This window comes from Eubacterium sp. An3 (assembly GCF_002159465.1).
Taxonomy (GTDB): domain Bacteria; phylum Bacillota; class Clostridia; order Lachnospirales; family Lachnospiraceae; genus Anaerobutyricum; species Anaerobutyricum stercoris.
Map to the genome: position 1 here is coordinate 57,579 of NZ_NFIR01000015.1, position 11,423 is coordinate 69,001.

General features: G+C 41.0%; 11 protein-coding genes. 2 read left to right on the forward strand and 9 right to left on the reverse strand.

The window, feature by feature from the left end; translation table 11 throughout:
- Positions 1-185: 185 nt before the first annotated feature.
- Together B5F87_RS12475 and B5F87_RS12480 are read right to left on the reverse strand one after the other, a co-directional pair.
- Entirely contained in the window at positions 186-1,367 is a 1,182-nt protein-coding gene (locus B5F87_RS12475; protein ID WP_087281526.1) for a metallophosphoesterase, read from the reverse strand.
- 23 nt (positions 1,368-1,390) lie between these two features.
- Entirely contained in the window at positions 1,391-2,938 is a 1,548-nt protein-coding gene (locus B5F87_RS12480; protein ID WP_158097046.1) for a DUF975 family protein, read from the reverse strand.
- A gap of 212 nt (positions 2,939-3,150) precedes the next feature.
- Here B5F87_RS12480 and B5F87_RS12485 point away from each other — a divergent pair, with 212 nt between their 5' ends.
- Entirely contained in the window at positions 3,151-4,515 is a 1,365-nt protein-coding gene (locus tag B5F87_RS12485; RefSeq protein ID WP_087281530.1) for an MATE family efflux transporter, read from the forward strand.
- A gap of 126 nt (positions 4,516-4,641) precedes the next feature.
- On the opposite strand, the gene B5F87_RS12490 is transcribed toward B5F87_RS12485, so the two are convergent.
- Positions 4,642-5,181 (reverse strand): methyltransferase domain-containing protein, encoded by a 540-nt coding sequence (locus B5F87_RS12490; protein ID WP_343215765.1) that lies wholly within the window; start codon positions 5,179-5,181, stop codon positions 4,642-4,644.
- A 182-nt stretch (positions 5,182-5,363) separates the two neighbouring features.
- Between B5F87_RS12490 and B5F87_RS12495 the strand changes: the two genes are divergently transcribed.
- Positions 5,364-6,242, forward strand: a complete 879-nt coding sequence (locus B5F87_RS12495) for a MerR family transcriptional regulator (RefSeq protein ID WP_087281573.1) — start codon at positions 5,364-5,366, stop codon at positions 6,240-6,242.
- Here the strand turns inward: B5F87_RS12495 and B5F87_RS20700 are convergent.
- The 6 genes from B5F87_RS20700 to B5F87_RS12525 all read right to left on the reverse strand — a co-directional run bounded on the left by B5F87_RS20700 (position 6,239) and on the right by B5F87_RS12525 (position 11,339).
- Positions 6,239-6,781, reverse strand: coding sequence for a hypothetical protein (locus tag B5F87_RS20700; protein ID WP_143405252.1), 543 nt, complete (start codon positions 6,779-6,781; stop codon positions 6,239-6,241). The genes B5F87_RS12495 and B5F87_RS20700 overlap by 4 nt on opposite strands.
- Positions 6,782-7,253: 472 nt before the next feature.
- The gene (locus B5F87_RS12505; protein WP_087281536.1) at positions 7,254-7,616 is read right to left on the reverse strand and encodes a type II toxin-antitoxin system HicB family antitoxin; all 363 of its coding nucleotides are present in this window, start codon (positions 7,614-7,616) and stop codon (positions 7,254-7,256) included.
- A complete protein-coding gene (locus tag B5F87_RS12510) occupies positions 7,600-7,857 on the reverse strand; it encodes a type II toxin-antitoxin system HicA family toxin (protein ID WP_087281538.1) in 258 nt (85 codons plus the stop codon). Before B5F87_RS12510 ends, B5F87_RS12505 begins: the two co-directional genes overlap by 17 nt.
- 625 nt (positions 7,858-8,482) lie before the next feature.
- Entirely contained in the window at positions 8,483-9,484 is a 1,002-nt protein-coding gene (locus tag B5F87_RS12515) for a GNAT family N-acetyltransferase (protein ID WP_242964467.1), read from the reverse strand.
- Between the two features lie 202 nt (positions 9,485-9,686).
- Complete coding sequence (locus B5F87_RS12520; RefSeq protein ID WP_343215766.1) at positions 9,687-9,989, reverse strand: hypothetical protein; 303 nt, start codon at positions 9,987-9,989, stop codon at positions 9,687-9,689.
- 21 nt (positions 9,990-10,010) lie between these two features.
- Positions 10,011-11,339, reverse strand: a complete 1,329-nt coding sequence (locus tag B5F87_RS12525) for a plasmid recombination protein (RefSeq protein ID WP_087281577.1) — start codon at positions 11,337-11,339, stop codon at positions 10,011-10,013.
- Between the last annotated feature and the right edge of the window lie 84 nt (positions 11,340-11,423).

Consider the following 11,423-nt stretch of genomic DNA (forward strand, 5'->3'; position numbering starts at 1 on the left):
CCCACTTTATCATTTTCCTTTCCATTTTGTCTCAGCTCTTCAAAATGGATTGGGTAATGCTATCCATCTTTCTCCTTTGTCTGATGGCCGCATTTTTGTATAAGGGTGTTACCTGGCTTGAGAAACATCTCAGCCGATGACAAAAAGGCCGATATCTCCTTTCCGGGAAATATCGGTCTTTTCTTTTATGAAACATTTATCACTACAATCTCACTTTTTGTTCCGACTCGCATATACGGTCCAAAAATTCCTGCACCGGAAGTGACAATATTATGCATATCTCCTTTTTTAAGATAACCGCAGGAATTCTCCCACATAAGAGCTGTGACAATATTGCCTGGAAAGAGCTGACCGTCGTGGGTATGTCCGCACAAATCCAAATCCGCTCCCGCCTCTGCCAGTTCCGCAAGCTGCTTCGGCTGATGATCCATGACAATGATCGGCTTCGTCTTATCCAGATCCTGCAAAAGCTGTTCTGGTGATTTCCTTGTGATTCCTGATTTGCCGGAGGAATAATCCCGGCGGCCAGTCAGATAAAAGCGGTCATCCACAAGGATAGTTTCGTCTTCCAGAGTACGTATTCCTGATTCTTCTAAAAGTTCCCGCATCTGCTCGCCAATCTCCACTTTTTCCTGCGAAGAAAATGTGAAGCCTGCCAGAATTTCTTCCTCATAATCATGGTTGCCATAACAGGCATACACACCTAAAGGAGCTTTGATCGTACGCAGAACCTCTTTTATCTTTTCCGGCTCATCTATGGAGTCGTAATGGTTATCAAAAATATCCCCGGCAAAACAGACAATATCCGGATTCTGTGCATTGATCTGACGAACTATCCGCTCTACGTGACGATAGCCAATGCTGTAACCCATATGCAGATCCGCTGCCAGAACAATTTTTAGTGAATCAGATTGCGAAATGTCCTTATTAATGTCCACCGTATATTCTGTAACTTGTATGTTCTTTGCATTCCATATTCCATAAATACTGATTCCTGCGGCAGCCACACAGGCAAAACAGCAGACACTGACAAAAAAACGTTTCGTTTCCGGAATACATTTTTTAAGCGCCGGAACCCTTTTTACGATAACTCGTATGAGATCCAGAGACGCCACAATGATCACCGTATAAAGGAAAACTCCCATCCAGTAATTTCCCGTGCGGGCGACCGTCTTTTTTAAATCAGACGCCGGCAAAAGGAAAGCGAACAGCGGCGTCAGACACAGAAATATGTACAGGACAGCGCAGATTATTTTAACGCTTTTTGCGCGGGTATCCGAAAGACAGGCGTCAATAAATCGAAAAATCCACAACAATATATATGCATTTATGGCCAGATAAACAGGAGCCAATAAAAAAGCAATCATTATATTTCTCCTTTCGTACCGTTTTAATGATTCTCATAAGATGTAATTCCCTCTCCACTATTCGGGTTCACCATGGAATAGACTCCGTCCACTGCAAATACTGCAAGAAGAATAACACAAGCTATGATTGCAGCCTTTCTCGGGATCTTCTTAAACAGCTCGTCAAAGAACGGTGCGATCAGATAAAGGAAGGCGCAGCCGCCAAGCCCAAAAATAATCAGTCCTTCCGCACAGATTCTTCCGTGGAGATTCAGAAAATAACCGGAATAATTCCACCAATACATGTGTTTGAATTCCCACAGGAAAAAACCGACAAAATATTCTACCACTCCGCAAACCAGCATTGCCATGAAAAAAGTCAGCAATGGTCTGTCCACAAATCGTTTCAACAGGATAACCACCAAAACACCGCCGGTACCGTAAATCGGCAGCCACGGACCGTAGAAAAATCCTCTGTTGACAAATACTCCGTCACCAAAAAGATGCAGAGCCACTTCCCAGCACCATCCAATCATAGAAAAAGCAAAAAACATCAGAATCAGGGAACGGACAGAATATTTTCTTTTATAATTGATTTTTATCCACTGTCTGGTCTCCGGATTGTACAGCGGATATTTCTCCACCGGGTATTCCTCTTCCTCTGACTCGGTGAACAACAGCTTGTCATTCAAATATTCTGCATAGGCATACTGCTTCTCTTTCGCCTCTCTTCGAAGCGCTGTGTAAAGTTCAGCATATACAGTCTCCGTATACGGAATAGTCCAAACATGATTAAGTATTCCTAAAGTAAAAACATTTAATATATGCCAGCCGATAAAAGACCAGTCGAGAACAAACGCTCTCCATTTATTTCCACGCATCATCCGGCGGGAGAGAATAAACGCCTCTCTGTGCCCAATATCCGGATTCTCCGCCAGAATGTACGGAATCATCTTATAAGAATATCTTTTTATGATTCCTCCGATCACTGTCAAATCCCACAGAAAAATAAAGAAAGACATTTTAAACATAGTAAACGCCGTTTTCTTTCCGCGTTTTACACGCCATGGAAACAGCAGTCTTCCAATTTTACTCTGAGTATAGGAACGGTTCTCCAACAGAAAACGGCATTGCCCCACACGAAGTACATTGCTGACAAATGCATAAAACAAAAGCAGAAGCACGACCCCCGCCAGAATGACCATGCCCTGGGTTCCCTTGTCTTTAAACAAAATATCGTTCATGGCGTTCACAAAACCGTAAAGAGCAGATTTTTCCTGTGTCATCTTATTGTAGATATGCGCCAGCACGCCCTTTTTCGGCTTGTAATGCTCGCCCAAATATGTAATGACTCTGTTTTCTTCCAGATCGCCGCTCTGTCTCACGCTCTGGTACCAGTCATTCATAATCTGCGCATTGGTAGGCGTATTAAATCTTCCGTTTACAAAATATAACGCTGCATTATCCACATGCTGCGTCACCTTCAAACCACTGGCGATAAATGCGATCAGCAGACTTATTCCAACCACACGCCAAAAATTCTTCTTCAGATTCTTCTTACCATTTCTTTTTAATTCTTTTCTACTCCACATTTCCCTCATCCTCTGTGTGCTGATTCCTCATATTTTCATCATTATAACATAGAGAAGAGCGCTTTCGTAGAAAATTGTCATTTTTCCTCTGCATAATTTTCTCAGAGAAAATGTACCACAAAAACCATCTTCATTTCCAGAAATGACATTTACAAGCCTTTTCTCCTGATATATAATTTGCTTCTGAATTTTGATAAAGAAAGGATTATTTTATGAAAGCAGCGCAATATGACATGACAGTGGGAAATCCAACAAAAATCATCCTGAATTTCACGCTGCCCATCTTCATAGGAAATGTATTTCAGCAATTTTATAACATGGCTGACGCCGTGATCGTGGGCAAATTTGTAGGGACCAAAGCCCTCGCCGCAGTGGGAAGCACCGGAACCATCATGTTCCTGATCTACGGCTTTGTCGTAGGCATGACAGCAGGCTTCACCGTGCTGACCGCACAGAAATTCGGCGCCGGAGACCTTCCGGCCATGCGCCGTACTGTGGCCGGCGCTTCCATCCTGTCCCTGATCATCGGACTGATACTGACTGCGGCGTTCATGCTTCTCATGGAACCATGGCTTCATCTGATGAACACACCTTCTGATATCTATGCGGACGCCTATTCGTACATCATGATCATCAGCGGCGGTATTCTGGCTCAGATGCTCTATAATCTGCTGGCCAGCATCCTACGGGCGCTGGGCAACAGCAAAGTTCCCCTGTATTTTCTGATTTTCTCGGCCCTGCTCAATATCGCCCTGGATCTTTTTTTCATCATTGTATTTCACATGGGCGCAGCAGGAGCTGCCATCGCCACCATCATCTCTCAGGGAGTATCCGGTCTGCTCTGCCTGGTCTACATCATAAAAAAAGTGCCAATTCTCCACATGACAAGAGAGGACTGGCATCCAGAGGGCGCTCTCCTAAAACGGCAGATGCAGATTGGAATTCCCATGGCGCTGCAGTATTCCATCACCGCCATCGGCACCATGATGGTACAGTCTTCCCTGAACATACTCGGTTCCACCCTGGTAGCCGCCTTCACCGCCGCCAGCAAAATCGAGCAGGTGGTCACCCAGGCCTACGTGGCCCTCGGAACCACCATCGCCACATACGGAGCGCAGAATATGGGTGCCGGCAACATCCCCCGCATCCGCAAAGGCTTCCACTCTTCCACCATCATCGGCATCGTTTATTCTTTTGCCGCGGCTGCTCTCGTCATGACAGTGGGAAAATACATGAGCTACCTCTTTGTATCTGAAGATGTGGCGCTGATCATCGACTCCGTCGATATTTACTTAAAATGCGTCGGCGCATTCTTCATCCCGCTGACCATCGTAAACATTTACCGGAACGGCATCCAGGGCCTCGGCTACGGCCTGCTGCCTATGATGGCCGGCGTCGCCGAGCTGATCGGCAGAGGCGTTGTCGCCGTCATCGCCGCCAGACAGCACAGCTACCTGGGCGTATGCCTCGCAAGCCCTGCCGCCTGGGTACTCGCGGCAGCACTTCTGCTCGTTATGTACTTTTATATTGTGAAATTTGACTTGAAAAAGATTATTTCGAGAAGGGAAAAAGAATAGCCCCATCGGTCTCATCAGCCTTATCGGCCACAAGATTGAATCCTGCCAGGCAGGATTCTCCGCCTGCGGCGGGCCGCAGCAATGGCAGATTACTCTTCTGGCACCGCGCGGCCCTGGGTGGGGGTGTTATTTTCTTCCGACAATGACGACATGGTTACTCATGCCAATGATGGATTTCTCCTCACATACAGAACAATGATAATCACACCATATCTTAAACTGCTCGTCGTTCCATTGGTCCGCCTTCTTCTTTAACATAGGCAAAAGACCATCCTGAGCAAAATGTTTCACCGTCTTTATCGCGTGTTTTCTAAACAGCTCTTCCATATCCTCATAAGATGAATAATATGTATCTGTCCAAAAACATTTCGGATCTTCATGTTTTAAAATACCGGTATCTTTTATCTGATTCAAAAACTCCATATCCAAATATTTTATATCACTCATAGCTATCATTTGATTCAGATAAAGTCTGGGTATATATGCAGCCACCAACAACCCGCCCTTTTTGAGAACTCTCAGTGATTCTGTGAAGCATTGATATCTTTTCCCCTCTTCTGTCAAATGATACAACGGCCCCATATTCAAAACCACATCAAATGTTTCATCATCAAAACAGGTCATATCTGTCGCATCCAGAACATTGAATATTCCTATAAAAAAGATATTTTCTCACAACGTTTTCTCACTGCTCAACATTTCAAATTATAAGCGATACATTTTAAAGCTTGACTCTCACGCAGCGTGATATTGTATTATTGTTTCAGAGGGCATAATCATTTTTGACCGGTCATTTTTTATCATCCTCTGATAAAAAAGGCCACAATCTTATGAAGGGAGCATCCGCCATGAAAAGTATAAGTCAAGTCGCCAAACTAACCGGCATCAGCATACGAACACTGCAATATTATGATGAAATCGACTTGCTGAAGCCCAGTGAACTCACATCATCCGGCTATCGCTTATATGATGAAAATGCATTGCAGGCTTTGCAGCAAATCCTGTTTTTTAAAGAGCTGGGATTTTCATTAAAGGAAATCAAAGAAATTCTTGAAAATCCTGATTTCGACAGAATTGCCGCCTTCAAAAAACAAAAGGAATTATTTCTGTTGAAACGCAATCGGATCAACCGATTGATCCAACTCCTGGAACGCCTCGAAAAAGGGGAACACTGTACGAGTTTTAAAGAATTTGATCTGTCTGATTATATAAGCGCCCTGGAAGATTTCAAAACCAATCAGGCAGAAACTGTCACAAAACACTGGGGAAGTATCGAAAATTTTGACATGTTTATCCAGAAAATCAGAGATGATGAAGACCAGGTGGCAAAACTGGCCATCCAGCAATTTGGCAGCGTCGAGAACTACACAGAACAAATGAAATATAATCTGGAACATTTTTCTGAGATTATGGAAACACGGCTGCCGGAAGAAGCAAAGGAAATCGCCAAACAATCCGACATATTATACGGCAAACTAACCGCCGATTTATCAATAAATGTATCTACTCCCGAAATACAATCCATCGTTCACTCGATAGATGTACTGATCAGGGACAACGGCGGAGGTGTTTCCCTTGCCAAACCGTATATCTACGTATTGATCGATGCATATTCCAACGATTATATCAAAAGCGTAACTGACAAAAAATACAAAAAAGGGGCTTCTGATTATATCGTAAAAGCTTTCCGCTATTATGCCGAGCATCATCCTTCTGATAGCAATTAGAGCTTTTGAGAAATCCACTCCTGCGCTCTATCCCGGCACGGCATCGTGTTCCCATGCTCGGATACATACCGCATACAATCTTCCGCCATTTTCTGATTATCCATTTTATCATAACACATACCCATCAGATAGTGGCGGAATACTTCATTATAACGGGTCGGCGCTTTGTATGCCTTTAAAAGAGTGATAGTCTGGTCATATTTCTGCTCCAGAAACATTTTCTCCGCGACCAGCAATTTCTCTTTTTTCAGCCTTCTCCCGGCCTTTTGAAACAATTCATTAAATCTGTCAGAGTCCAAATCCCCGTATGCCTCGACAAGATCCAGATTCATCATTAGCCGTTTATATGACCTGCTGTTCTTTTTTCCGGTCCATTCCTCTTCTAAAAACCGGCGACATTCCTCCAGTTTTTCGTTGGCAATCAACGCAAGCACAAAATTCTCCTGCATCACTACAAAAACCGCTCCCTGAAATCCCCGGAATCTGAGAGTTTTTCCATAAGCCACACCGTATTCCATGATTTCCAGATATGATTTCACATCACATTTCCTGAGCAGAACTTGATTATATTTGTTTACATCCCTGATCAGCGGGACGCATACCACTATAATCGACAAAACACAAACTGCCACACAAAAAAGCACAAACAGATATGGATATGTAACTAACCCTGTATACATCCATCCGTCATTCCATACCGAACGCGATAAGCCAGCCCCCTTATAAGAAAAGGGATTACCAGGAAAAAGGAAGCTGCCGTAAGAATCAATTGACAAGCCCGTGAAATTCTCCTTATGAGGAAAGGGATTGCCAAGGAAAAGGCTGATAATACAGGCAGCAACCACACATATGGTGAGATATAGCAGAATACCTTTTATTTTTCCGTGTTTCATCCGTTTGTAATTGTGTTGGATTTGTTTTTTAATATTTGGGGATAACATGTGTTTGTAGTTCTCCATAGCTAATTTGTTGTCAGTTCATTTATAACTATCTGAAAATATTTCGCAACTGCTATTTTGAAAACATTGCGTCATTTCTCGAAAGAAGATATACGCAATACTGATTCATACTGATTCCTTCTCTCTGAGAATGTTCTGCCAGAGATCTGTGCAAACTACGTGGAATTCTAAGTTTAAACTGCCCGGAATAAGCTTCCAAACTATCTGGTTCATGAATCTCCACTCCTTCTTCCAATGCCGCTTCAATCCATGCTTTTTTTGCATCCAATGCATTTGCCACTGCGCTCTCCACAGTTTCCCCACAAGTAATGCAGCCAGGCAAATCCGGATAAGAAACCACAAATCCGCCTTCGTCTTTATCTTCTACGATTTCCATACGATAGGACATTGCCATATAATCATTCAGCGTCTTCATTATTCTTCGCCTCACTTTCTACAATCTGCCTTACCATTTCTACATATACTTTTTTGATTGGTTCGTGCTTCGGTATTGTAACTGGCATACATCCTTTCTTCCTAAACGTATAATGACTACTTCCACCTCTCGGTGCATTCATTTCGTATCCATAACTTTCCAATACCTTCCGTAACTCATTAAACCGGAGATCTTTCGATAAATTGCATATTCGCATTATCAATTTATCCCATTTTGACATTTTTTATACCTCCTGCTTATATTATATGTGGTGTCGTATATGGTGTCAATGATTAATATGGTTTCATTGTCCTGATTTAATTTCAACAAAATTTTTCTAATAAATCCGCCCTATTACATAATGACAGTTTTCACCTCTGTCAGTTCTTTATCTACGCAAAAAACCTTACCGACTTTCAGTTTCAATTCTGAAAATTGGTAAGGTTTTCTGTTATTACAGTATTCTATTATTCAGTGAATTATTTAGTGAGTAATATCTGAAATGTTGTCATTTTATTGGCATGGACTATGCTAATGTGCTTGTAAACCGTATAGATATCAACAATTTACAACATTTCAACTTATTCGAACTCCCTGCAAGTATAACATAATCGTTAAATATACAATTGTCTTTTGCGGATTTTTATATTCATAATATCCAAATTTCACGCCCTATTCATAGTTTCCAATCAAACAGGTATCATACGGGTATCACGAATATTTCTTCTTAATCACTCTATCTACATGGTGCTAGCACCATGTAATTACATATTTTACAAGAAAGCTTGGAATTCTCTTGTATATACCTTAGTTCTATCTTTTCTCTTATCTTTTCTAATTATAATAAATACAATTTGCTTTATGTTCTATCGTTCAACCATTTTTTCCATTCCGCTTCCTGTTTCTTCTGTCATTATTTGAAATCCAAGTTGATGATAAAAATTTTCTTTTCCTTTTGATGCTCTCAAGTCAATACACTCTTTCCAACCAGTCTGCATTTTACTTTTAATAAAGTTCTCCGAAAAACGATAAAGAAATCTTCCTATCATATTCCCTTGAAATTCTTTACGTACAATGAACTCTTTCATGAACCAGTGCATCCCATAGTCTCCTAACCAATTAATAGTCGCTATTGGAATGCCTTTATGGCGAACTATAAAAGATTGTGTACTATTTTCTATAGCAAGTTGCATTTGCTCCATTGAAGGTTTACTCCAACCGACTGAAGAAATTAAAGCCGCGAACTCTTCAACACACATATCTTTTCCTATTGTATAGTAATCAATGTTAAGTTCTTGCAATATACGAAGTTCTCGAATTCGTCTTTCTTCCAGACATTTAATGTATCCGTCATAACCTAATAAATTATTTTGTTTTCCATAACCTTGTGATACGTGATAATCAATTACAGCATTTAACCAGTCTGTTCCACGTTCATCAAGCACACTATCAATTGCAGATTTTACGTCGGGTTCATCTATATAAATGATAATTGGATTCAATGGTTTAATTACTTCTGTTATCTCTTGAATGTAGACTTTTGATTCTTTTTCGTCCATGCCAAACCGCATCATCGTTTCGCACATTGGATTCTGTAGGTAAACACAGTTAAAAACATATATTATATCCTTGTCAGCTTTCTCTACAAAAGAACGCCACTTATCAAGAATTGCCTTTCGCTCTGTCCTGAAATCCGGGAAATCGTAATTAGCATAATCTGCTGGATGTTCCTGTGCACCTTCATCCACACAAATGACCTTTTTCCCATTTTTCTGTAATTCTTCAGCTATCATCGCCGCTGTTGTACTCTTTCCACTCCCTGGAATCCCTTCCACAATAATTAAATTAGTTTGCATAAATTCTCCCATAAATCTCCACTCCCATTCTGTTAAAGATATTTAAAAACCAAACTCTTTGCAGAATAATATAATCTTAGTCTTATTTTTAAATAATCTAAAGATTACTTTCTCTTCCTAATGAACACCAAACTGATACTTTAATTATAACATGGTCCAAAATACTTTACTATAAAAAGTCAAAGATACTTTGGTATAATATGCTTCTCTCCTATCATCTTAATATGCTCTCAATTTCCTGCCTTTTCCCTCTCAGATCATTCTGCTTCTCATAAAGTCTATCTCGTTCTTTACAAAGTTCTTTCATGCGCTCCAACTGCTCCCTCACGCCTTCCCTGCACTTCGGCTCTATCTGCTTATATTCTCCGGTCAGTTTGCGTATTTCATTATTATTCATTTTTATCTGCTCCGACACGCATATCCAATCAATCAAATTCCGTACTTCTATATCTGTATCATATAAATCTGTTTCCAAAAGAATTTTGGCGCACAGCCGAACCATAATCTTTTTTTCCATATCTGTCACTGTATCACTCCCCTATCTGGTCATTTCATGTAAACGTCTCGAACGTTTAGCCGCCTTTTCCGCTCGTTCTATGTTCTTACTCTGTTCTACTATAGACTGTACACGCTCTTCTCCGAAATATTGCTTCAACCGCCCCAAGTCTGCCGCTTGTTCCTGTAATCTATCGATTACCATTCTCTGTCCCATAGCCCGATCCGTCAGATATTCAATCTTTTCCTCTTGCATGTTTATTTTTGTGGTCAGTTTCTTTACCTGTTCCATAAGATGAATACACCTTATTGTCAGTTCTTTTATAACATCTTTCAGTCGCTCTACAAGAGATAATGCCTTTTTATCTCGGTAAGTCTTTGCACTCATAAAGGCCCCCGGTTCTGGCAACTGCCATTCTTTATCTTCGTCATAAGCACGTATATTCTGTTCCATAACAGTCTTTGAAATAGACATTTTCTCAATCTCCTGCTGTAACTTTTTCTGCTGTCGTTCCAATTTTTCATTATCAGATAACAACTTCTCTTTATCTTGTGTCAAAGTTTCCGTCTGTTCTCGCAGTAGATCGTTTGTTATAAAGAGTTCTGAAAGTTCTTGTCGAATCTGCTCTGTCTCCTGCACAGCCTTTGTCTGCTGCATTTGAATATCTTGCAATTCATCTTTCCCACCGGAAATAGCTTTTTCTAAACCCGCTACCTCTTTTTCCCTCTCCTGCTTTTCAAAATCCAGAACAGACAAATGCTTCTCGTGAGTTCCTTTCTGTTCCCATTCAATACCATGTCGTTCCATAACAGCCGCAAGCTGTTTCTTTTCTGCCGCCACCCACTGATTTAATTCTGTTTCCCTTCTTGTACCGCCTTTAAATGCAAGAGCCGATAACGCCTGTTTAAGAGATACTCTTGTATCAAGCCCCCTCTTACTTTCCGTCGTATAAGGAATAAAATCAATATGCAAATGTGGAGTGGCTTCATCCATATGCAAATATGCAGAGAATACCCTCAATGTAGGATTTCTCTGCTGAAAATCCTGCATATACTCATTAAGTATCTTTGCAGCAAGCTGTCCATCCTCGGTTTTTGCTCCCATATTATCCTTATCCCCGATTTGCAGAATGATCTCATGGAATGTTTTCTCCTGCTTACCAGCGCGAATTTTTTCATAGTAATTATCAATACAACGATCCTTTCTGCTCTGCTTTTCGTTATACCTGGCAAGGGCTTCATCAAATAATTCATGATATACATCTTCGATATTTTCATTGATATACTCTATATTCAGATAGCTTCGCTCTGGATCAGTATTCTTTGCATGAAATTTTCTACTATTATGGTTGACAGAACCTTTCCCTGTCATAAAGCTGATTGTTCTTTTCAATCAATATCCTTTCTCCCTTTTCGGGTGGTAATCAGCGCCGGATACGGCGCATAGGCTTTGTTA